We start from the raw sequence: 21,795 nt of genomic DNA on the forward strand, positions 1-21,795 counted from the left end.
TTGTTAGAAGCAATAAAACCCGCTTTTTAACCTTTTACTGATCCAATCATGATTCCCTTTACAAAAAATCTCTGGAACATCGGATAGATACATAAAATCGGCAGCACCACGATGACAGATACCGTCATTCGTATGGACGTTCCGGTCTGCTGGGTGGCAACCACAGAGGAGCTAAGCATTCCTCCCGAGCTGTTTTTCATCATAGATGCCAGTGAATTTGCCTGATTGATGTATGTATAGAGCAAATATTGTAACGAATACAGCTTTTGGTCTGTGATGTAAATCAGCGTATCCTGATAGCTGTTCCACTGATTTACCGCCGAAAAAATAGCCACTGTTGCCAAGATCGGCGTACATGTCGGCAGTACAATTTTGTAAAATACTTTAAAAATTCCTGCACCGTCAATTTCTGCTGCCTCCTGCAATGCCTTCGGTAAAGATTCCACATAGGTTTTTACTAAAATAATGTTAAACGGCTGTACAATCGTCGGTATTACATACACCCAGAAAGTATTTGTCAAATGTAGATTTTTCATTGTGATAAACAATGGAATTAATCCTGCGTTAAAATACATCGTGATAACGACAAAGCGATACCAGAACTTTCTTTTCCACATCCTCTCCTGTGTAAACATAAACCCCAGAAAAGCAGAACCGATTACCGTCAAAAGTGTACCAATTGTCATCTTTGCCAGCGAAACAAGTGCCGCCGGTCCAAGCCCTTTTAATTCTACCAGCTTTTTATAATTTTCAAAATGAATTTCCTTCGGTAACAGATTGATTGCCCCGCTTGCGCTCAAATTGTTGGCGCTGATTGTGTTGATAACCAGATAGTAAAACGGGTAAATACAAATTATCGTAAAAATTCCAAACAGAAGATAATTGACAATATTAAAAGTCACGTCACTGCTGCTCTGCCGTTTTCGTCTTAAATTTTTCATCTTCCTCACCTTCCTAAATAATGGACTCACCACGAACCTTTTTGGACACAACATTTACCAGTGTAAGCAAAGCAATACTCACGATACTTTTCAGCATGCTGATTGCCGTTGCAAGCGAGTAGCTGCTTCCTGTCATACCGATATTATATACATACAAATCCAGCACCTGAATATGTTGTTTATTAAAGGAGTTCTGGAATACATAATACTGATCCAGTCCGTTGTTCAAAAAGTTTGCAATACTCAACATCAGCATAATAAAGAAGGTAGGCAAAAGCGCCGGCATCGTGATATGCCTCATAAGCTGAAAACGGTTTGCGCCGTCAATGCTTGCCGCCTCATACTGCTCCTGATCAATGCTCGCAATTGAGGCAAGGTAGATGATAGCCCCCCAGCCAAGATTTTTCCAAACGTTCCACATCATCATCCACAAATAGGTGTGTGAGTCGCTGTCCAAAAATTTAATCGGCTCTGCTATCATTCCCCAGTTCTGCAATATGGTGTTTACCATACCGCTGGAAGAAAAAAGGCTGAACGCCACCGAGTAGATAAGTACCCAGCTTATGAAGTTCGGAAGTGTTGTAAAGGTTTGAACAAATGTCTTAAACTTTTTACACTTGATTTCATTTAAAAAAATTGCAAAGCCGACCGGCAAAAACGAGGTCAGAATGCCAAGAAGACTCATTGCAAAGGTGTTTTGCATTACTTGCATAAGTTGTGCAACCTGCGTCTTGTTTGTAAAGAGCATCTTAAACCATCGCAGCCCTACAAACTCGCTCTGCGCAAGACTCCTAGGCGGTTTATAATCAAAAAAGGAATAAATCCATCCGTGCAGCGGAAAATAAGAAAATAAAAATACCAAAATAATAAAGGGCAAAATCCATAAAAAATAGGTGATGCTCCTCCAATTATTTTTTTTCTTAAAAGACATCTGCTTCACAGCAGTATTTGCATCTTTCATAATATGTAACAACCTCCTTAAACCCAGATCTTTGCTGCCTGTATTCCTATCTTACCATTTGCATCTTCCAATAAATACCTGAAAATAAAGACTTTTTTCCAGACCAAATTAGAGATTTTCTATTTTTTCATATAAAAACACTATTTTTTCATGTAATTCAGTGCTTATTTTTACAGTAGCGCCTCCCGCTCACTCTATACTAAGATGAAGGAAAGACAGTTGGCTAAAAATGCTTTTTATTAGGAGGAAACACCATGAAAACTTTTACAAAACCCGGTCTTCGGGGTTCCGTGATGGATTTTATCAATACACTCTGCAATTTTATTGCATTAAATATTATTTTTTTAATTACCTGCCTCCCTGTCATTACGACCGGTGTAGCACTTACCGCCCTCTATCAGGTTACACTAAAGGAGGCAAAAGGAGAATATGGTTATCTTGTGCGAACTTATCTGAGGGAATTTAAGAACAATTGGAAGACGGGAACACTGGCATTTCTAGCATTGTTCGGAATAGGTGCCGTGCTTTTGTTTAATCTGGCATTTTGGTTTTCTATGGGAAGTATTTTATCAATGGTGATTGTGGGCATTCTGATTGTCGCATGTATCTGCTATATACTCGTATTTACTTACATTTTTCCTTTGCTTGCCCGTTTCGAAAACGGTACAATCCAGAGCCTGAAAAATGCATTTTATCTGGCACTTGTCCATAAAAAAATGACTTTATGGTTGCTTTTGATTGACGCCCTTACCCTTTCACTTTGTCTGTTTTTTCCGCCGATGAAGCTTTTTATGGTGCTGTTTGGATTTGCCTTTCTTGCTTACTGTAAGGCTTTTTTATTTAATCAAATTTTTGCCGAGTATGAGGAAGAAGAGTTTCCTAAGATATAAAAAAGTGTGAGTAAAGCTCACACTTTTTTATATCTTAGGAAATTCGCAGAAAAAACCACACTGATATCACTTCTGAAACATCTCCTCTAGCCTGTCAAGCGGAAATGGCGTCGCTGCAAGCGGTTTCACTGCAATGGACATTAAAAGTGCGGGGTTATCATCCGCGGCAATGCGATTTGAGCTTAGTGCTCCGCAAGATTTACATCTGTGGATAAGCGCCCACTCTCCCCCTTTGCGTGCCCAGACACTGACCGGTTCCATCGTCCCTCTGCACAAAGAGGCGCGGTCACCCGGCTCATTGTCCACATGTATGCTGGACAGGCACTTCGGACAGTGATTGCGGTGTCTGCTTCCCGCTCCTTCGGGCACAACGAGGGTGCCGCACACCTCACAGGTAAAGCTTTCCAGACACGCCGTATGCCGATAGTCAATTTTAGGCGCATGGCAAGGTGCTTCTTTCGCATCACTTATCCTTTGATATACGTCATACCGCTCTCTTCTTATTTCCTTTTTCCGCAGCGCTTCCAAAACCTGACAGCCATCCTCATAGACATGGGTGCAATTTCTAAAATAACAATTCCCGGAATGTTCCGCAATCTCAGAAAATACCTCATTCCTCTCCTCGGCAGTTACTGCCTGCAAAGCAAAATCGCGAAATCCCGGCGTATCTATCCAAGCCGTCCCATCAAAACCCTGTTTTAATACGCCGGCATGAGTGCTTGCAGGCGCGGTATAAGGCTTCTTCATTTCGGATTGTTCCTGTATACTCTGATTAATCAGGCTTGTTTTTCCGCAGCCACGGTCTCCGATGACAAGCACTGCTTTTCCTTTGACTTTCTCAATTAAATTCTCCTGACGCTCACATGCCGAACCGGTAAATACAAAATCCACACAGGATAAATAAATCTTTATTTTATCTTGCAGTAACTCCTGTGCGCTCTCTCCTATTAAATCCCATTTGCTTACAAACACGCCAATCTCAACTCCAGCACGTCTGGCGGCGATGATTGCCACTTCCAAATAGCCTGCCTGATTAAGCAAATAGTTTGCCGTGACAAGTACCAAAAGAAGCTGTGCATTTGAAGCTATCAAAATATCCTCCCCGGGCGAGCGGCGGTTTCCCCTGTATATCTCGGTCTTTCGCGGAAGAACGCAACTCACCTTATATTGCTCATTCTCCATTTCTTTTACCTCGACCAAATCTCCGATACCCAGCACATTTTTGCCTGACGCCAAAGACCCCGGAAGTATACAGAGAAGCTCCTCCTTGTCTGATTGCACTAAAACTTGCTTATTCATAATATTTATAATGGTAGCCTGAAAGGTTACAGCATTTGAACGGTCATTCTTTTTTTCTTTCTTTTTCATATCTGTTGTTTCCTCCTGATTTATTCGAGATAATGCGGGGCATATTGCTATCCCTTAGTATCATTATAGGTTTTATGTATCGAAGCGGCAACCTACCAGATAATTCAGAAAAGAGTATGCGCCGCACCGAATGCAGTCACGTAGTGACATCTTTCTCTTGCATTCGTGCGCATCAATAATTTTCTATGATACAAAAAGCAGGAGCTCCATAAATTTCACGGTGCTCCTGCCTTTTTTATTTATATTCTATTTTTAATCTCGCAATGATTTTTTGTATGCTTTTAGGAGACAGATAAAACAATTCAGAGAGCTCATCGACAGAGGCTCCACTTCTGTATTTTCTGTAAATATCCATATTCCTGTATGAAATCAGCTCTTTGCTGTCGGTATTTTCGCCCCAAGCCTTACGGTTTGTTTCCTTTCGCGGTATATAAATATATTCACCATCAACATAGCTTTGTATCATTTCGATTACTTCCTGTGGCAGCACATCGGCTGCTTTAATATAGCTCATGATGCTCTCTCCTTCAATCTTTAATCCCAGAGATCGAGCAAAGGCTATACAATTATCAAATATTTTGATGTTATGCATCGCCTTTGCTACGCATAAGCCACCGCACAATAATTATTATTCTTCAAAAAAATTCCTCCATTCTAATTAGCTTTGTCGCGCCGAATGCAGTCACGTAGTGACACCTTCCTCTTGCATTCGTGCGCATGAATAGTTTTTGTATCATAGGAAGTTCAAAAAACTTTCCTATGGTACAAAAAAGCAGATAGCTCCATCTATCAGAGTTATCTGCGTACTTACAGCGAATCAGTATACAAAACAAAGCATCCGAATCAACCTGTATGTCTTCCAACATCACAGCATGAATCTTCACTACCATAACAGAAAGTACGCTCCACGCGCCTTCTATCCCACAAATAAAATTATCGGCAGTCTAAGTGTATCCATTCGCAAAATAAGTACAACAAATAGCCCCTCATAATATGAGAGTCTTAAAATTTATTGTTCATTACTTTATCGAACCGATGCCACAAAAACGCCTCCTTTTATCCTATATTTCTTTCATCATAACAAGTCTGTTCAGAAAATTCAAGCCCTTTTTATAATTTTACCGACACACAGAATTTCGCTTAATAAGCGACGTGGAAACCTCCGTCTTGACCGGTGATAAACCCGGTTCAGCCAAAAGCTTGATAAGCCGCTCAACTGCAAGCTCGCCCATATATTGCTTCGGTACCTGAATCGTGGTGAGGGACGGTTCTATCACCGTGCTGCTTGGAAGATTGTCAAAACCGACAATGGAGATATCTTCCGGAATTCGAAAACCATTTTCCTTCAGCGCCTTGACGGCACCGATGGCGATATGGTCGTTATCAGCAAAATAGCACTCCGCAAGCTCCTCCTTATTACGGATTAATTCCAGCATATCCGAATATGCCCCGTCCACAGAAGGAGAGAGCGCATGAACAATGCTTTTGGAAGAAGAAAAGCCCGAGGAGCGGATTGCCTTGTAAAAGCCGGATGCCCTGTCCGAAAAATTGCTGATTTGAAACGAAGATTTTAAGTATCCCGGCTGCTTTTTGCACTTTTGAATTAAGTATCTTGTCGCAAGATAAGCCCCCTGTTCATTGTTAATCAAAACACAATCACAGGGCACCGTCTCAAAGTAAGCGTCCAAGAGGACAAACGGAATCGGAAGTGTCACAAACAGCTTCAAATCCTCAGCCGTCATTTCTGTCCCCAGCAAAATAATACCGCAGCAGTCCGAATACTGAATATCCTCTATCTGCTTTTTCAATGTGTCGTCATCCTCGTAAATATAGATACTCTTTAATTTGTAATTGGCATTTTTACAGCCAAGAGAAACCCCATCGGATACCTGGGAAAAGAACGGTGTATCACCCACGATTGTGCCGTGTTTTTTATATATAACAAAATAAATTGTACCGGGTACGCTTTGCTTTTCCGTAATGCGCCCAAAATCGTAACCATATTTTTCAGCAGTGTCAAATACCAGTTGTCTTGTCTTTGTGCTGACACCCGGTTTATTATTTAACGCCATCGACACAGCGGCGGCGGATAGATTTAGCTTTTTCGCAAGCTCCTTCGCAGTGATTCCCATCTCAGCTCCTCCAAAATAATTGTATTTGACTCTATTATGACTGATATATTTTTGATTTGCAATAATTAAGTTAATAATTAAGTTAATTTTACTTAATTATGTAATGCTATTCAGTTTTGAAAAAGATAAACTTAGCCTAGAAAGTGACAAATAAATCGTGTGTTTTGGTAATTTTACCAAAACAGAAGGGAGAAGCAAATGGATAAGATTAAGTTAGGATATGCCCCAACAAGAAGAAGTATCTTTAGTGCACCGGATGCAATTAAGTACAGGGACTTAACCGCAAACCGGCTGGAGGAACTGGGCGTTGATTTTGTGGACATCAAGGACATCAACGAGGAGGGACTTTTGTATAACGATGATGATATGTACAAAATTGCAGAAAAGTTTAGACAGGAAAAAATTGACGGTTTGTTTATTCCCCATTGCAACTTTGGTACGGAGTACGAATGTGCAAGACTTGCCAAGGAACTAAACGTGCCGGTTCTCCTTTGGGGACCGCTTGATGAAAGACCTGATGAAAATGGTGTCAGACTGCGTGACACACAATGCGGACTTTTTGCAACAGGTAAGGTTTTGAGAAGATTTCGAATTCCTTTTACCTATATGACAAACTGCCGTTTAAACGATCCTGTATTTGAGAGAGGACTGAGAGATTTTATGGCGGTCTGTAATGTAGTAAAAGCATTTCGAAGCATTCGTATTTTGCAAATCTCAACGAGACCGTTCGATTTTTGGACTACCATGTGCAACGAAGGGGAGCTGCTTGAAAAATTTAATATCCAGCTTGCACCTATTCCGATGCCGGAGCTTACAGACGAGGTAAGGCGAGCGAAGGAAGAAGCAACAGAGGTCCAAAAGGTTGTGCAGTATTGCCGTGACAACATGGAAATATGCATCAAGGACAACGAGCTTGAGACGGTTGCCGCTTTGAAGGTAGCGATGAAAAACCTCGCTGTAAAATATGGCTGCAAGGCAATCGCAATCCAATGCTGGAACCAGTTGCAGAACGAGCTTGGCATTATGCCATGCGCCGCCAACTCCCTGCTTAACGATGAGGGTATTCCGGTTGTATGCGAGACCGATATTCACGGCGCGATTACCTCACTCTTGGTGGAAGCTGCCGGAATGGGCGAGACAAGGAGCTTTTTTGCTGACTGGACTATCCGCCATCCTGACGTGGAAAACGGAGAATTGTTGCAACATTGCGGACCGTGGCCTATCTCCATTGCAAAGGAAAAAGCAAAGCTGACCTATCCGCTCGCATTTGACCACCCGGGAAGCATCACCGCAGAGGCAAGACACGGCGATATCTCACTTGTTCGTTTTGACGGCGATAACGGAGAATACTCCATGCTTCTCGGCAATGCAAAGGGTATCGACGGACCAAAAGGAATGGGTACTTATCTATGGATTGAGGTAGACAACATAAAGAGACTCGAGGCAAAAATTGTGGAGGGACCGTATATCCACCACTGCGTCGGCATCCACAAAGATGTAGTTCCAGTGCTCTATGAAGCATGTAAATACATAGGTGTAACACCTGATTTGTATGACCCAGTTGAGGAAGAGGTAAAAGCCTATCTGCGCGGTGAATGATTATAATAAGAAAGGAACGATGGTAAGATGAGTGAACTTAGTAAATTGGCATATGATTTGCGAAAAGACGTCGTTGAGATGATTATAGAAGGTAAGGGCGGTCATATCGGCGGAGACATGAGTGTTATGGAGATTCTTGTGGCACTTTACATGAAGCAGATGAACATCAGCCCCGAAAATATGGACGATGAAAACCGCGACCGCTTTGTTATGAGCAAGGGACATTCCGTAGAGGCATATTACGCGGTTCTGGCAAAAAAAGGATTTTTTGATATTAATACCTGCATCAAAGAATTCAGTAAATTTGGCTCTCCATTCATTGGACACCCAAACAACAAACTTCCGGGCATCGAGATGAATTCCGGTTCCCTCGGGCATGGACTCCCGGTATGTGTCGGGATGGCACTTGCGGGAAAAATGGACAGAAAAGACTACCGCGTGTACACGGTTATGGGAGACGGCGAACTCGCAGAAGGCTCCGTTTGGGAAGCTGCTATGGCGGCAAACCAGTTTAAACTAGACAACCTCTGTGCCGTGGTGGATCGAAACAGACTTCAAATTTCCGGAAACACAGAATTAGTCATGGGACACGACGATCTGCATGAGCGTTTCAGAAGCTTTGGCTGGCATGTCATTGATGTCGCGGACGGAAACGATATTGATCAATTAAACGAAGCCTTTGAGGAGGCTAAAACGGCAAAGGGACAGCCGACGGTTCTGATTGCCAACACGGTAAAGGGAAAAGGCTCCCCCGTTATGGAAAACAAAGCCGGCTGGCACCATAAGGTTCCAACTGTAGAAGAACGCATACAAATCTTAAAAGATTTTGAAGAAAAAAAGGAGGCGCTCTAATTATGAATACAATTCCAAACCGTAAAGTTATCTGTGATGTATTATTGGAAAAGGCAGAAAAAGACAAAGATATTGTCGTGCTGTGCAGTGATTCAAGGGGTTCTGCCTCCCTCGCACCGTTTGCAGAGGCATTTCCTGACCAGTTTGTGGAGATGGGAATTGCAGAGCAAAACCTCGTAAGCGTCTCGGCTGGTCTTGCAAGATGCGGCAAAAAAGCATTTGCAGCCTCTCCGGCATGCTTTCTCTCAACAAGAAGCTACGAACAGTGCAAGGTAGACGTTGCCTACTCCGACACAAACGTGACCCTAATCGGAATCAGCGGTGGTATCAGCTACGGCGCACTCGGCATGAGCCACCATTCCGCGCAGGATATCGCTGCTATGTCCTCCGTTCCAAACATGAGAGTCTACCTCCCAAGTGACCGTTTTCAGACTGAAAAGCTGATCAAAGCTCTGTTAAAGGACGAAAGACCTGCCTATATACGAGTGGGAAGAAATCCGGTTCCTGATATTTATGAGGAAAATAACTGTCCTTTTGAGATGGATAAAGCAACCGTACTTTCCGAAGGTAACGATGTCGCCATTATCGCATGCGGTGAGATGGTAAAACCTTCTTTAGACGCCGCAGAGCTATTAAGAGCAGACGGCATTCACGCCTTTGTTCTTGATATGTACTGCGTAAAGCCGCTTGATGAAGCCGCTATTATAAAAGCTGCCAGCAGCGCAAAAGCCGTTCTTACAGTCGAGGAGCACGCACTGTTTGGTGGACTCGGCTCTATGGTTTCTCAGGTAATCGGCAGGGAATGCCCGAAAAGGGTGGTAAACATAGCCCTCCCTGACGCACCGGTTATCACAGGTACTTCAAACGAAGTATTTGATTATTACGGAATGAATGCCCAGGGTATCGCAAAGCGGGCAAAAGAAATCTTATCCCTGTAGGAGGCAGAGAATGGAGAAAAAATATATTCTTTCCCTCGACCAGAGCACGCAGGGAACAAAAGCACTTCTCTTTGACCAGAAGGGCACCCTGCTTTTTCGTGCAGATGTGCCACATAAACAGATTATAAACGAAGAAGGCTGGGTCAGCCACGACCTAAATGAAATTTACCGCAACACCATACAGGTTATAAGAGATGTGGTAAACAGGGCGGGAATTGACAAGGAAGAGATAGCCGGAATCGGAATCAGCAACCAGCGAGAGACATCCGCGGTATGGAGCAGACTTACCGGAAAACCTGTCGATTACGCGATTGTATGGCAGTGCTCCCGCGCAAAGGATATTTGCAAGGAGGTAGAGCTTCAGGGTACATCGAACCTGATACGCGAAAAAACAGGTATGAACCTGTCTCCCTTTTTCCCTGCTTCGAAATTTGCATGGTTTTTGCAGAATGTCTCTCTTGCCAAGGAGCTAAACAAAAATCATAATTTGATGTTCGGAACAATTGATACATGGCTTGTTTACAAGCTGACAAGGGGAGCTTCCTATAAGACGGATTACTCCAATGCCTCCCGAACCCAGCTATTTAATATCAATACCTTGGAGTGGGACAATGAAATTTGTTCGCTGTTTGGACTAAAATCCGATGACCTGGCACAGGTGTGCGACTCAAATGCAAACTACGGGAAAACGGATTTAGAAGGGTTTTTAGACAATCCAATTCCGATACACAGTGTGCTGGGAGATTCCCACGGCGCCCTCTACGGTCAGGGTTGTCTGGAAAGAGGCATGATAAAGGCAACCTACGGAACCGGCTCCTCTGTCATGGTAAATGTCGGCACAACACCAGTTTACAGCAGCCATGGTGTTGTCACCTCCATCGCATGGGGCATGGACGGCAAGATAAACTATGTGATGGAGGGAAATATCAACTACACAGGTGCCGTCATAACCTGGCTTCAAAAGGATTTAAAATTAATCCAATCCGCCGGTGAGACAACAGCCTTGGCTGAAGCTGCCAATCCGGAGGATAAAACTTATATTGTCCCTGCTTTCACAGGGCTTGGCGCTCCTTACTGGGACAATGAGGCAAAAGCCATCATAAGCGGAATCAGCAGAACGACCGGGCAGGCTGAAATTGTAAAGGCAGCATTAGAGTGTATTGCTTATCAGATAACCGATATCATAAAAGTCATGGAGCAGGACTCCGGCGTAGCAATCAATGAGCTTCGAGTTGACGGCGGCCCTACTAAAAACAGATTTTTGATGCAGTTTCAAAGTGACATTACCGATATCAACATACAGATTCCGGATGTGGAGGAGCTTTCCGGCATCGGAGCTGCATATGCGGCTGGTATTGTATTGGGGCTGTTTGATAAAAATATTTTTAGCAGAATAGAGCGACATAGCTATGAATCGAAGATGACCGGTGATGTACGCGATGAAAAATATAACGGTTGGAAGGCGGCTGTTGGTATGACATTGGCTAAAAAAGTGTGAGCTTCGCTCACACTTTTCGCCCAAGTAGGTTGCAAAGCAATTACTTCCTATTTATATTAAAACTAAGCGAAATCAAGGGCTGAAGACACTTAAAAGTCTTCAGCCCTGTCTATTTCTAAAATTATATTAATTTTAATACATTAATCGCTCCATATGGTCTTATTATCATCTTATATGTCGAGTTTTTTAGAAATTTATTTTCCATAAATGCAACATACTCATCCATATCCTCCAAGGAAACGATTGCCATAATAACTCCTGCAAATCCTCCTCCGTGGACACGACACACTCCTCTTCCTTTTTTATCCAAAAACATTTTTGTCAATGTCAACGCAAGAGGTATGCCTTGCTCATTATAGTTCTCAATTGAGTAACAATTTTGCAGCAACTTCCATGAAGAGTTACCTGACTCTGCTACCAGATGCAGAAACTGATCAAAATTATTTTTTTGAAGTGCTTCCACCTGCTTATCAACTCTTCCGTTTTCATCACAAAAATGTATAGCTCTTAAAACGGCTCTGTCTCCCACTTGTTTTCTTAATTCTTCTATATTATTAACAATATCTTCCAAAGAAATCTCTGCACATACAGTTTTTCCGAAATAATTTGCCACTGATTTCATCTCTTTTGGCACCAGCGAGTATTCCTCACTCAAATCTGCATGGCTTTTCCCTGTATTAACGATTACAATTCCATATCCCTCCTGATAAAAATCAATATTCATCTGAGATACAATCGGCATTTCTTCATTTTTAAAATCAATATGTATAATTCCGCCTACTGCGCAAGCCATCTGGTCCAGCAAGCCGGAGCTCTTGTTCCAATTATGATTTTCTGCATACTGACCAATCTTAGCATATTCAACCATATCAAGCGAATTGTCATTAAACAAATCATTGATAATTGCACATAATAGCATCTCAAAAGATGCCGAAGAACTGACACCTGCCGCAGAAATTACATTGCTTGATATATACGCATGGAACCCGCCTATTTTATGCCCTCTTTTCTGAACGCCTTCTAGCAAGCCACACACAAGTTTTGCTGTGCTGCTTTCAATGCTAGCCTGCAAGGTATTAACATTGATTGAAAAATCTAAGTCATAATCTACACTTACAATATTAATTGTATCACCATCCTGAATAGATGCCACACCAACACAATCCAGATTAATACTGCCAGCCAAAACCTTTCCATTATTATGATCCGTATGATTACCGCCAAGCTCAGTTCGGCCCGGCGCACTATAAATTTCAATATTCTCTCCTGCACCATATCGTTTTTCATAGCCTGTAATTAAATCTTCATATCTTTTTCTGTTCTCATCCACCTGCTCCCGCCCATACATTTTAGAAAACAGTTCTTCACACTCTTTTGTCTTTAAGGTTTCAAAAATCTCATTCGTTTTCATATTGTTGGTAACCCCTTTCGTTTTAGCAGTTTAATATTGCGCAATTTTTATTTATTTGTCCAATCATTTGCACTTTACCAAAATTATATCAAGTTAGGTTTTTATTGTCAATCTTTGATTGTTTTAAGAATTTAATTGTTTTTATTTTTTTGTGCAACTTTTAATTTATTGCGCATTTATTGTGTTATATTTTATTATAACCGGGTTTTTATAAAGCGCAAAGGTTTACATAAAATTATCTACTTTTCATCTTCACAATAAATCTCATAGACAATTCTCTTATCCTTGTCACGGTATCCAAAATAAAAATGTCCGTCCTCGCTTTGCTCGTCTCCCAGTGCATAAATCATCTGGAAACCATCTTCTGTTGATTGTGCCGTTGGAGTCTCATAATTCTGCAAAACAGCTTTTGCTTGCTCATAATCTTTCTCATCCTCATAGGACCATGAGATTTTTAAATTTAAATATTCGTCGTCAAAGATGGCGCGGTAACGGTAGAAATAATCAATATCTTGGATATTCTCAGGCAATTTCTCCGGAAGCACGGAAAATTCCTCCGCTGCAAGCATCTCCTCCGTCCATTCATTCCATTTTGCATAGTTCTTAGGATTTGTTGTACTTTCCGGAAGCACCATTAACGAAAAGATTCCCATCATAAATATAAGCGGAAATATAGCAAGTATTATCATCTGTAGAATGATTTGCACCGTTTTTAACACGATATGTTCTTTTTTTATAAACAATACAGCAATCAGTATTCCCGGTATCACTGCCGTAATAAGAGCTATCAGGCCTACCGATTGAAGTGTCATTTTATCCATTAAAGAAAAATAATCTATCATCTGAGCTTCCATGCATATAAAATAAATATTTAAACCAACATATAAAACAACCGAAACAATTCGCAATACCTTCATAACTATTTTAAATGCATAACCTAACTTTGCCTGAAATAAAAAACTGCTTGCCTTTTCATCTTTTAGATTCTCTTGGTTTATTTCGCTTTCCATTTCCCCTTCCATCTCCTCATGCATGGCTTTACATGCAGGGCAGGTCGCAATATGTTCCTCCAGTAAAGTATTTGTCTCTTCGCTGGTCAGCTTCTCTATATAGTTTGGCAATAAATCACTTACGATACTGCAAGGTATTTTATGCTCCATGCTTATTCATCTCCTTCATAATTTTTTGTTTACTTCGATAAAATGAAACCCTTGCCCAGTTCTCTGATTTTTCTAATATCTTCCCAATTTGTGCAAAACTAAGCTCCCCAGCCAGCCTAAGATATACAACCTCTCTGTTTACCTCATCTAGTTGTTTCAATCTTGTATAAAATTCAGCCACCTCAAGATTTGCAATACACCATTCCTCCAGATTTTCCTTCAGGGCAACCTCGCAAACAGCCTCTATCGGTATTTCACTTCTTCTTTTGGAGCGAAGCTCCTTATACCATAGATTTTTACCTATCTGGCAGAGCCAGACCGAAACTTTACACTCACTGCGAAACTTCTCAATCCCTTTCATCGCCTGATAGAAGGTTTCCTGCGTCAGCTCCTCCGCCATCGCCGCATCATTGGTCAGACATAGCAAATACCGATATACCAGTTCGGAATACTCCTCATATATTTCCTCGATATCATCTATTTGCATCTGCGCACCCCCTTTATTATAAGTTCCGTGAGAAGTCAATTCGTTACATCTATTTTGTTAATAATATCGTTTTTTTATAATCAATGTATAATTATTATACATCATATGGATGATTTTTCCTTTTAAAACATGACATTATTACTGTTTTTTAATAATCCAATTGACAAAACGCAACCTGTTGCATATAATAAGCAATAGGTTGCACTTTTTTAAATGGAGGTATATTTTATGAATATAGAAACAAAGCAATATTTGTTTGGCAGTATTTTTTTGTTGTCGAACAAGCTGCAAACATTAGGCGATAACTATTTACAAGAGATTACGTTAAAACAGTGGTTTTTGATGATGATGATACATAATCTAGATAAAGAGCAGCCATCCGTCACCGAAGTGGCGGCTTATATCAGCAGCACACGGCAAAACGTGCGCAAGATGTTAGATGTGCTGGCCTCTAAAGGATATGTAGAGCTTACCGTCAATGCACAAGACAAACGAAATCTATCGGTAGCCTTGACCCCTAAAGCCTACCAATTCTTTACGCAGTTTGAGGAGAAAGGAGATGTTTTTTTACAAACTCTCTTTGGCGGCATTGATACAAAGCTGCTGGAAAACTGCAGGCAAACCTTTGAAATGCTATTTGAAAATATGGAAAGGATGGAACATATCAATGAAGAAAATCGCAGTAATCTATAAATCAAAATACGGCTTTACCAAAACGTATGCCCAGTGGATTTCAGACGAATTAAAAGCAGACCTGCTGGAAGCCGATAAAACGAAACCTGCTGCATTGCAGGAATATGATGTGATTGTCTATGGCGGCGGACTGTATGCAGGCGGTGTCAGCGGTATTTCTTTGATTACAAAGAACTTTGCCAGCATCAACAGCAAAGCAATTTTTCTTTTTACCGTGGGTGCAGCTGACGTGGCAGACCGGCAGAACACTGATTCAATCCGCAAGTCTCTCGCACGTGTCCTTACACCCGAGATGCAGGAAAAAATTAAAATTTATCATTTACGAGGCGGAATGGACTACGCTAACATGAGTTTTATGCACCGCACCATGATGGGAATGATGATGAAAATGCTTCATAAAAAGTCAGAATCTGAGTTGACCAGCGAAGAAAAATCAATGATTGAAACCTACGGGCAGAAAGTAGACTTTACAGATCGCTCAACAATTACCCCTTTGGTGCAAGCTATCAAAGCAGCAACAGAAGCTCATTAATTTTAAAAAGCCCAATTTACAAGGCATTCTCAGCATTGCAAATTGGGCTTTTATCTAAAATCACCTATTCTATCTTACAAAAATTTATAAATCGTAGTCGTATTGTATTCCTCTCCCGCCTTTAACACCGGGCTTTCAAAGCCTGCCTGATGAATGGCATCCGGAAAATATTGTGTCTCCAAGCAAAGACCGCTTCTCTTTTGATAGGAAGCGCCCTCTTTACCTGCACCACTGCTCGTGTTGATAAAGTTTCCGACATAGAGCTGCACACCGGGAAGATCTGTGTAAACCTCCATCTTTCGTCCGGTTTTCGGATCCTCCACCTCAGCAATCTTCTCAATTCCCTTACCGTCTTTATCCAAAGCATAGTTATGGTCATAGCCTCCTGTGAATACAAGCTGCTCATAGTCCGCCTGAACGTCATCTCCGATCGCCTTCGCCTTTGTAAAGTCCATCGGTGTGCCTGCTACATCCCAAAGCTCACCTGTAGGAATTGCAGTGCTGTCCACAACCGGAACAAATTTTGATGCCTTTATCCACAACATGTGGTCCAAAATAGATTTCTCTGTGTGTCCTGCCAGATTGAAATAGCTGTGATTTGTCATATTCGCAATCGTATCCTGATCGCTGATTCCCTTATACTGGATGGAGACTGCATTGTCCTCTGTCAGCTTATAAGCGACAGACACCTTGAATTCTCCCGGAAATCCCTGGTCTTTATCAGGACTCACCAAAGAAAATACAACTTCATTCTCTGTTTCATTTAGCGTGTAATCCCATACTCTCTTGTTGTAGCCGTCAAATCCGCCGTGAAGGTTGTTTTCTCCCTCATTTTTATCAAGCTCATAAGTCTCGCCGTTAATTTCAAACTTAGAACCTGCAATACGGTTTCCGTTTCGTCCGATTGTGGAGCCGAAATAGCCAGGGTTATCCATATATCCCTCTAAGTTGTCGTAGCCAAGAACAACATCTGCCAGCTTCCCATTCTGATCCGGTACAAAAAGTTTTGTCAAAATTGCCCCGTAATTAATCAGATGCATTTGCATGCCGTTTTTGTTTTCTACGATAAATTCGCTTATCTCTTCCCCTTTGTTTGTCTTTCCATAACCTTCCTGTAAAATGCTCATTTGGTGTCCTCCCATAAATTGAATTTAGGAATAGAACGTATTCCCTATGCGTGAATGCGTTCTATTCCATTTTTTTAATCTATTTATTTCTTTATAAAATCTCTTTTACTGTCTTTACCACATTTTCAACGGTAAAGCCAAATTTCTTAAACAAAATGTCTGCCGGTGCACTTGCGCCAAAGCCTTTCATTGTTACATATGCGCCGTCAAGTCCGACATATTTACCCCAGCCAAAGTCACTTAATGCTTCGACTGCCACTCTCTTTCTGACAGCCTTCGGAAGTACAGCTTCCTTGTATTCTGCTGACTGCTGCTCAAATACGTCCATACATGGCATACTTACTACTCTTACGTCAACGCCATCCTTTGCAAGGGCTTCCTTTGCCTCGATGGAAAGGGATACCTCTGAACCGCTTGCAATCAAAATTGCATCCGGAACTGCCTTTGTGGAATCTGCGATAACATATCCGCCCTTTAATGCTTCCTTACCGGAGCCTGCCAACTGCGGAAGGTTCTGTCTTGTCAGCGCCAAAGCAGTCGGTGTCTTTTTATTTGAAATTGCATAATACCAAGCTGCTGCTGTTTCTGTCGCATCTGCCGGTCTGAAAACACTGAAATTTGGTAGTGCACGAAGCATTGCAAGCTGCTCAATCGGCTCGTGAGTAGGTCCGTCCTCGCCAACTCCGATACTGTCATGAGTCAGTACATAGGTAAGCGGAAGTCCCATCAGTGCGGACAATCTTGCCATCGGCTTCACGTAATCACTGAATACAAAGAAGGTGGACACATAAGCCTGTAAGCCTCCGTGAAGCATCAAACCGTTTCCGATTGCCGCCATCGCAAGCTCTCTTACACCAAAGTGCAGATTTCTTCCTGCGTAGTTGTCCTTGGAGAAGTCTCCGGCATCCTTCATGTTTGTCTTTGTGGATGGCGCAAGGTCTGCTGAGCCTCCGATAAGGTTAGGAAGCTTGTCCTTAATGCGGTTAATCATAACCCCAGAAAGATTACGAGTCGCATCTGCCTTTTCATCGTATTTCCAGAAATCCTCGTCGTCAATCAGCTTATCCGCTGCATTCACGTCATAATATTTATCCCATAATTCCTTCATTTCAGGATATTTCTTGGCATAAGCTGCAAACAGCTCGTTCCATGCATCTTCTGTCTTTGCATTCTCCTCTGCAATCGCTTTGTAGTTATCATAGACATCCTGCGGAACATAGAACGCTTCCTTTGCTTCCCACTCCAAGAATTCCTTCAGAGCCTCTACGTTATCTGCTCCCAAAGGCTCGCCGTGAGCACTTGCTTTTCCTACCTTTGCAGGACAGCCATAGCCGATTTGCGTCTTAACGGTAATCATCGTAGGTCTTGTTGTGTCTTTCTTTGCTTCCTCGATTGCTCTTCCGATTTCCTCTAAGTCATTTCCATCTTCCACAACAAGTGTCTGGAAGCCGAATGCCTCAAATCTCTTTTTTACGTCTTCTGTAAACGCGATATCGGTGCTTCCCTCGATTGAAATCTTATTGGAATCATATAAAACAATAAGCTTTCCAAGTCCTAATGTTCCGGCAAGGGAAAAAGCCTCTGATGAGATACCCTCCATCATACAGCCGTCGCCGCCGAGCACATAGGTGTAATGGTCTACTACCTTCATATCATCCTTGTTGAAAACGGAAGCCAAATGTGCCTCACCCATCGCCATACCGACAGCCATTGCCATACCTGCTCCAAGAGGTCCTGTTGTCGCTTCCACACCAACTGTATGTCCAAATTCAGGATGTCCCGGTGTCAGAGAGCCGTCCTGTCTGAAATTAGCGAGGTCGTCAATGGACAAATCTCCATATCCGAATAAATGTAATAAAGAATATAAAAGTGTTGAACCATGTCCGCCTGAAAGCACGAATCTGTCTCTGTTTGCCCACTGTGGATTTTTCGGATTGTGCTTCATGTGCTTTGCCCATAATTCATATGCCATTGCTGCCGAGCCAAGTGGTAATCCCGGATGTCCTGAGTTTGCTTTTTGAACCGCGTCAGCTGCTAATACTCTGATGGCATTAACAGATTTTGTATCAATATTTCCCATTTTGTTCCTCCTAATTAATTGTCACCAAAAACTTTTTTATAATCTGCCTGAAATTTCTCAATACCTTGATCTGTCAATGGATGCTTTGTCATCTGCTCCAAGGTAGCATACGGAACCGTTGCAATGTCTGCACCCGCCAACGCACAGTCAATCACGTGGATTGGATTACGCACACTTGCTGCTATAATCTCGGTCTCAATACCGTGTACTTGGAAAATATCTGCAATTGTGCTGATCAAGTCAATACCAGGCATGGAAATGTCATCAAGTCGTCCAAGGAATGGTGAAACATAAGTAGCTCCTGCTCTTGCTGCAAGAAGTGCCTGAGGTGCGCTGAAAATCAATGTAACATTTGTCTTAATTCCTTCGCTGCTTAATACCTTTGTTGCCTTTAAGCCCTCTACTGTCATAGGAATTTTAACTACCATGTTCGGATGGATTTTTGCAATCTCTCTTCCCTCTTTAATCATTCCTTCTGCATCAAGCGTTGTCGCTTTTACTTCACCGCTGATTGGTCCATCTACGATAGCAGCAATTTCAGCAATTACTTCATTAAACACTCTTCCCTCTTTTGCAATCAAAGATGGATTTGTTGTTACACCGCAGATAATTCCCATATCATTTGCTTTTTGAATATCTTCTACCTTCGCTGTGTCAATAAAAAACTTCATATCACATTTTCCTCTCTTCCTTGAAATCCATAGTCGCTATTAGCTTACCACTATGCTGATTTTCTGTCTACTACAATCCTTACTTTTTTCGTATTATTATGTTATTTAATTTTGTCCGTAGTATGCATTTGCACCGTGTTTTCTCAGATAATGTTTATCCTGTAAAACCTGCGGTGCTGGCTGCACTCCTGCATTTAATCTCTCCGTGCGGGAAGCCATCTTTGCAACCTCCTCCAGCACAACTGCATTGTGCACCGCCTCGTGAGCATCTTTTCCCCATGTGAAAGGTCCGTGATTGCTGCACAGTACGCCAGGAATACTCATCGGGTCAATTCCCTTAAAGGTATCGATAATGACAAGCCCTGTATTTTTTTCATACTCACCGTTGATTTCATCTGCGGTAAGTCCTCTTGCACAAGGGATTTCACCGTAAAAATAATCGGCATGTGTTGTTCCGTAGCACGGAATCCCTCTTGTTGCCTGCGCCCATGAGGTTGCCCAAGGAGAATGTGTATGCACGATACCGCCCACCTTCTCAAATGCCTTGTAAAGCTCAAGATGTGTCGCAGTGTCGGAGGAAGGCTTATACTTACCTTCCACCGTATTGCCCTCCAAATCCACTACTACCATATCCTCCGGCTTTAAATCATCGTAATCGACACCGCTTGGCTTAATAACAAACAAGCCCTTTTCCCTGTCAATTCCGCTTACATTTCCCCATGTATAGGTGATAAGCCCACGTTTTGGCAATTCCATATTTGCTTCATAAACCTGTTCTTTTAACTCTTTTAACATAACTGTTCCTTTCCGGATTTTATTCCTATAAGCAGTTTACCGCCGCACGTTCAATATCAAGTCCCTTCTTGTATCTATCCATAAATACCTCAAAGCCTGCCACGTCATCAGAATCCGGTGCTACCTCCTCGGAAACACTGTCTGCAAACACCTTTTCAGTTAAATACTCAGCAAGAGTCTCATCCTTCTTTCCTGCCATGTATGCTGCGAGCAGCGCAATTCCCCATGCACCGCCTTCACCTGCCGTCTCCATGACCGAAACCGGAACGCCTGCTGCGGCTGCCAGAATTTTTTGTCCTACGCCCTTTGTCTTAAACAGTCCACCGTGTCCTAAGATTTGGTCAATCTTTACATTTTCTTCCTTCATCAAAATATCCAGACCAATTTTCATCGCACCAAGAGATGTATACAAGTGTACTCTCATAAAGTTCGCAAGATTGAACTTGCTGTCCGGTGTTCTCACAAACAGCGGGCGTCCCTCAGAAAATCCTGTCATATGCTCACCTGAATGATAGCAGTAAGATAAAAGACCTCCGCAATCCTTATCGCCCTCTAATGCCTTATTATAAAGAACTCCGTATAATTCATTATTGTCAACTGATACGCCGAATGCGTCCAGAGACTGTTTAAACAGCTTAATCCAATCATTTAAGTCGGTCGTACAGTTGTTAGAATGTGCCATCGCCACCAAATCGCCTGACGGTGTCGTTACCATATCAAGCTCCTCATGAAGCCTAGATAACTCTTTTTCCAATACTATCATTGCAAATACGGATGTTCCGGCAGATACGTTTCCAGTTCTCTTCGCCACTGTGTTAGTCGCAACCATTCCGGTTCCTGCATCTCCCTCAGGCGGACATAACAAAATTCCTGCCTCCAAAAATCCCTCTGAATCGAGAAGCTTGGCTCCTTCTGCGGTCAACTTACCTGCTTCATCTCCTGCCAAAAGCACCTTTGGCAAAATTTGATTTAATTTCCATTCATATCCTTTATCTGACACAAGACTGTCAAACTTTTCAAGAAGTCCCTTGCTGTATTCCTTCTTCTCCATATCAATCGGGAACATTCCGGAGGCATCGCCGATTCCTAACACCTTCTCACCTGTCAGCTTCCAGTGTACATAGCCCGCAAGCGTGGTAAAAAATGTGATGTCCTTTACATGCTCTTCTTTATTTAGGATTGCCTGATACAGATGAGCGATACTCCATCTTTGCGGAATGTTGTACTGGAATAAATCTGTAAGCTCCTTGGAAGCTGCACCTGTTATATTATTTCTCCATGTGCGGAATGGTACCAATAGCGTATCATTTTTGTCAAATGCCAGATAACCGTGCATCATGGCACTAAATCCAATTCCGCCAAGCTTATGAAGCGACGTTTCATATTTTGCCTTAACATCTTTTTTTAGGTCATCGTAGCAGCTTTGAAGACCGTTCCAGATTTCGTCCTCATCATAGGTCCAGATACCATCTGCCAGCTTATTTTCCCATTCATAGCTTCCGCTTGCAATCGGATCGTGCTTCTCATCAATCAATACAGCTTTGATACGTGTGGAACCAAACTCGATTCCTAAAACTGCTTTACCCTCTTCAATACATTTTATTGCGTTTGCCTTATTTTCCATACGATACCTCTTTTATTCGTTATAGTAGTCTTCCTG

General features: G+C 42.1%; 21 protein-coding genes. 7 read left to right on the forward strand and 14 right to left on the reverse strand.

From position 1 onward, the window contains the following. Nucleotides 1-26: 26 nt before the first annotated feature. Together CTY48_RS17380 and CTY48_RS17385 are read right to left on the reverse strand one after the other, a co-directional pair. Nucleotides 27-941 carry a carbohydrate ABC transporter permease gene (locus CTY48_RS17380; protein WP_099469712.1) on the reverse strand — a complete coding sequence of 305 codons (915 nt, stop codon included), beginning with the start codon at nucleotides 939-941 and terminating at the stop codon, nucleotides 27-29. A 13-nt stretch (nucleotides 942-954) separates the two neighbouring features. Beyond that, nucleotides 955-1,902 carry an ABC transporter permease gene (locus CTY48_RS17385; RefSeq protein WP_099469713.1) on the reverse strand — a complete coding sequence of 316 codons (948 nt, stop codon included), beginning with the start codon at nucleotides 1,900-1,902 and terminating at the stop codon, nucleotides 955-957. A gap of 254 nt (nucleotides 1,903-2,156) precedes the next feature. Between CTY48_RS17385 and CTY48_RS17390 the strand changes: the two genes are divergently transcribed. Next, nucleotides 2,157-2,792, forward strand: coding sequence for a YesL family protein (locus tag CTY48_RS17390; RefSeq protein ID WP_099469714.1), 636 nt, complete (start codon nucleotides 2,157-2,159; stop codon nucleotides 2,790-2,792). 66 nt (nucleotides 2,793-2,858) lie between these two features. Here CTY48_RS17390 and rsgA read toward each other — a convergent pair whose 3' ends face one another. From rsgA to CTY48_RS17410, 4 genes are all read right to left on the reverse strand, one after another. Then, nucleotides 2,859-4,160 (reverse strand): ribosome small subunit-dependent GTPase A, encoded by a 1,302-nt coding sequence (rsgA, locus tag CTY48_RS17395; RefSeq protein WP_099469715.1) that lies wholly within the window; start codon nucleotides 4,158-4,160, stop codon nucleotides 2,859-2,861. 235 nt (nucleotides 4,161-4,395) lie between these two features. Beyond that, a complete protein-coding gene (locus tag CTY48_RS17400; protein ID WP_099469716.1) occupies nucleotides 4,396-4,674 on the reverse strand; it encodes a CD3324 family protein in 279 nt (92 codons plus the stop codon). A 121-nt stretch (nucleotides 4,675-4,795) separates the two neighbouring features. After that, nucleotides 4,796-5,050, reverse strand: coding sequence for a hypothetical protein (locus CTY48_RS17405; RefSeq protein ID WP_099469717.1), 255 nt, complete (start codon nucleotides 5,048-5,050; stop codon nucleotides 4,796-4,798). A gap of 228 nt (nucleotides 5,051-5,278) precedes the next feature. Continuing rightward, on the reverse strand, nucleotides 5,279-6,292 hold the full coding sequence (locus CTY48_RS17410; RefSeq protein WP_099469718.1) for a LacI family DNA-binding transcriptional regulator: 1,014 nt from the start codon (nucleotides 6,290-6,292) through the stop codon (nucleotides 5,279-5,281). A 198-nt stretch (nucleotides 6,293-6,490) separates the two neighbouring features. Between CTY48_RS17410 and CTY48_RS17415 the strand changes: the two genes are divergently transcribed. The 4 genes from CTY48_RS17415 to CTY48_RS17430 are packed head-to-tail and all read left to right on the forward strand — an operon-like array spanning nucleotide 6,491 to nucleotide 11,179. Further along, nucleotides 6,491-7,891, forward strand: coding sequence for an L-fucose/L-arabinose isomerase family protein (locus CTY48_RS17415; protein WP_099469719.1), 1,401 nt, complete (start codon nucleotides 6,491-6,493; stop codon nucleotides 7,889-7,891). 27 nt (nucleotides 7,892-7,918) lie between these two features. Continuing rightward, nucleotides 7,919-8,743, forward strand: a complete 825-nt coding sequence (locus CTY48_RS17420; RefSeq protein WP_099469720.1) for a transketolase — start codon at nucleotides 7,919-7,921, stop codon at nucleotides 8,741-8,743. Between the two features lie 2 nt (nucleotides 8,744-8,745). Then, nucleotides 8,746-9,681, forward strand: coding sequence for a transketolase family protein (locus CTY48_RS17425; protein ID WP_099469721.1), 936 nt, complete (start codon nucleotides 8,746-8,748; stop codon nucleotides 9,679-9,681). A gap of 10 nt (nucleotides 9,682-9,691) precedes the next feature. Continuing rightward, a complete protein-coding gene (locus tag CTY48_RS17430) occupies nucleotides 9,692-11,179 on the forward strand; it encodes an FGGY-family carbohydrate kinase (protein WP_099469722.1) in 1,488 nt (495 codons plus the stop codon). Nucleotides 11,180-11,300: 121 nt separating this feature from the next. Here CTY48_RS17430 and CTY48_RS17435 read toward each other — a convergent pair whose 3' ends face one another. The 3 genes from CTY48_RS17435 to CTY48_RS17445 all read right to left on the reverse strand — a co-directional run bounded on the left by CTY48_RS17435 (nucleotide 11,301) and on the right by CTY48_RS17445 (nucleotide 14,237). Continuing rightward, a complete protein-coding gene (locus tag CTY48_RS17435; protein WP_099469723.1) occupies nucleotides 11,301-12,590 on the reverse strand; it encodes a galactokinase in 1,290 nt (429 codons plus the stop codon). A 239-nt stretch (nucleotides 12,591-12,829) separates the two neighbouring features. Further along, nucleotides 12,830-13,750 carry a zf-HC2 domain-containing protein gene (locus CTY48_RS17440; protein WP_099469724.1) on the reverse strand — a complete coding sequence of 307 codons (921 nt, stop codon included), beginning with the start codon at nucleotides 13,748-13,750 and terminating at the stop codon, nucleotides 12,830-12,832. Further along, on the reverse strand, nucleotides 13,740-14,237 hold the full coding sequence (locus CTY48_RS17445; RefSeq protein ID WP_099469725.1) for an RNA polymerase sigma factor: 498 nt from the start codon (nucleotides 14,235-14,237) through the stop codon (nucleotides 13,740-13,742). The genes CTY48_RS17440 and CTY48_RS17445 overlap by 11 nt, the downstream gene beginning before the upstream one ends. Nucleotides 14,238-14,465: 228 nt before the next feature. Here CTY48_RS17445 and CTY48_RS17450 point away from each other — a divergent pair, with 228 nt between their 5' ends. Next, entirely contained in the window at nucleotides 14,466-14,930 is a 465-nt protein-coding gene (locus CTY48_RS17450; RefSeq protein ID WP_099469726.1) for a MarR family winged helix-turn-helix transcriptional regulator, read from the forward strand. Continuing rightward, a complete protein-coding gene (locus CTY48_RS17455; RefSeq protein WP_099469727.1) occupies nucleotides 14,905-15,462 on the forward strand; it encodes a flavodoxin domain-containing protein in 558 nt (185 codons plus the stop codon). The genes CTY48_RS17450 and CTY48_RS17455 overlap by 26 nt, the downstream gene beginning before the upstream one ends. A 74-nt stretch (nucleotides 15,463-15,536) precedes the next feature. Here the strand turns inward: CTY48_RS17455 and CTY48_RS17460 are convergent, their stop codons facing one another. From CTY48_RS17460 to CTY48_RS17480, 5 genes are all read right to left on the reverse strand, one after another. After that, entirely contained in the window at nucleotides 15,537-16,589 is a 1,053-nt protein-coding gene (locus tag CTY48_RS17460; protein ID WP_099469728.1) for an aldose epimerase family protein, read from the reverse strand. Between the two features lie 91 nt (nucleotides 16,590-16,680). Beyond that, nucleotides 16,681-18,669 carry a transketolase gene (tkt, locus tag CTY48_RS17465; RefSeq protein WP_099469729.1) on the reverse strand — a complete coding sequence of 663 codons (1,989 nt, stop codon included), beginning with the start codon at nucleotides 18,667-18,669 and terminating at the stop codon, nucleotides 16,681-16,683. A gap of 14 nt (nucleotides 18,670-18,683) precedes the next feature. After that, entirely contained in the window at nucleotides 18,684-19,340 is a 657-nt protein-coding gene (fsa, locus tag CTY48_RS17470; RefSeq protein ID WP_099469730.1) for a fructose-6-phosphate aldolase, read from the reverse strand. Between the two features lie 105 nt (nucleotides 19,341-19,445). Beyond that, nucleotides 19,446-20,135 carry an L-ribulose-5-phosphate 4-epimerase gene (locus tag CTY48_RS17475; RefSeq protein WP_099469731.1) on the reverse strand — a complete coding sequence of 230 codons (690 nt, stop codon included), beginning with the start codon at nucleotides 20,133-20,135 and terminating at the stop codon, nucleotides 19,446-19,448. 25 nt (nucleotides 20,136-20,160) lie between these two features. After that, nucleotides 20,161-21,759: a xylulokinase gene (locus CTY48_RS17480; RefSeq protein WP_099469732.1), complete on the reverse strand. Its 1,599-nt coding sequence runs from the start codon at nucleotides 21,757-21,759 to the stop codon at nucleotides 20,161-20,163. Nucleotides 21,760-21,795 lie beyond the last annotated feature (36 nt).

Origin of the sequence: Konateibacter massiliensis (genome assembly GCF_900184995.1) — a bacterium.
In the GTDB taxonomy this organism is placed as follows: domain Bacteria; phylum Bacillota; class Clostridia; order Lachnospirales; family Lachnospiraceae; genus Lachnotalea; species Lachnotalea massiliensis.

Coding starts and splice junctions, on each gene's coding strand:
- CTY48_RS17415 (WP_099469719.1), top strand. CDS start 6,491: ATGGATAAGATTAAGTTAGGATATGCCCCAACAAGAAGAAGTATCTTT.
- fsa (WP_099469730.1), bottom strand. CDS start 19,340: ATGAAGTTTTTTATTGACACAGCGAAGGTAGAAGATATTCAAAAAGCA.
- CTY48_RS17445 (WP_099469725.1), bottom strand. CDS start 14,237: ATGCAAATAGATGATATCGAGGAAATATATGAGGAGTATTCCGAACTG.
- CTY48_RS17440 (WP_099469724.1), bottom strand. CDS start 13,750: ATGGAGCATAAAATACCTTGCAGTATCGTAAGTGATTTATTGCCAAAC.
- CTY48_RS17460 (WP_099469728.1), bottom strand. CDS start 16,589: ATGAGCATTTTACAGGAAGGTTATGGAAAGACAAACAAAGGGGAAGAG.
- CTY48_RS17410 (WP_099469718.1), bottom strand. CDS start 6,292: ATGGGAATCACTGCGAAGGAGCTTGCGAAAAAGCTAAATCTATCCGCC.
- rsgA (WP_099469715.1), bottom strand. CDS start 4,160: ATGAAAAAGAAAGAAAAAAAGAATGACCGTTCAAATGCTGTAACCTTT.
- CTY48_RS17405 (WP_099469717.1), bottom strand. CDS start 5,050: ATGGTAGTGAAGATTCATGCTGTGATGTTGGAAGACATACAGGTTGAT.
- CTY48_RS17430 (WP_099469722.1), top strand. CDS start 9,692: ATGGAGAAAAAATATATTCTTTCCCTCGACCAGAGCACGCAGGGAACA.
- CTY48_RS17455 (WP_099469727.1), top strand. CDS start 14,905: ATGAAGAAAATCGCAGTAATCTATAAATCAAAATACGGCTTTACCAAA.
- CTY48_RS17390 (WP_099469714.1), top strand. CDS start 2,157: ATGAAAACTTTTACAAAACCCGGTCTTCGGGGTTCCGTGATGGATTTT.
- CTY48_RS17480 (WP_099469732.1), bottom strand. CDS start 21,759: ATGGAAAATAAGGCAAACGCAATAAAATGTATTGAAGAGGGTAAAGCA.
- CTY48_RS17435 (WP_099469723.1), bottom strand. CDS start 12,590: ATGAAAACGAATGAGATTTTTGAAACCTTAAAGACAAAAGAGTGTGAA.
- CTY48_RS17425 (WP_099469721.1), top strand. CDS start 8,746: ATGAATACAATTCCAAACCGTAAAGTTATCTGTGATGTATTATTGGAA.
- CTY48_RS17475 (WP_099469731.1), bottom strand. CDS start 20,135: ATGTTAAAAGAGTTAAAAGAACAGGTTTATGAAGCAAATATGGAATTG.
- CTY48_RS17450 (WP_099469726.1), top strand. CDS start 14,466: ATGAATATAGAAACAAAGCAATATTTGTTTGGCAGTATTTTTTTGTTG.
- CTY48_RS17385 (WP_099469713.1), bottom strand. CDS start 1,902: ATGAAAGATGCAAATACTGCTGTGAAGCAGATGTCTTTTAAGAAAAAA.
- CTY48_RS17380 (WP_099469712.1), bottom strand. CDS start 941: ATGAAAAATTTAAGACGAAAACGGCAGAGCAGCAGTGACGTGACTTTT.
- CTY48_RS17420 (WP_099469720.1), top strand. CDS start 7,919: ATGAGTGAACTTAGTAAATTGGCATATGATTTGCGAAAAGACGTCGTT.
- CTY48_RS17400 (WP_099469716.1), bottom strand. CDS start 4,674: ATGAGCTATATTAAAGCAGCCGATGTGCTGCCACAGGAAGTAATCGAA.
- tkt (WP_099469729.1), bottom strand. CDS start 18,669: ATGGGAAATATTGATACAAAATCTGTTAATGCCATCAGAGTATTAGCA.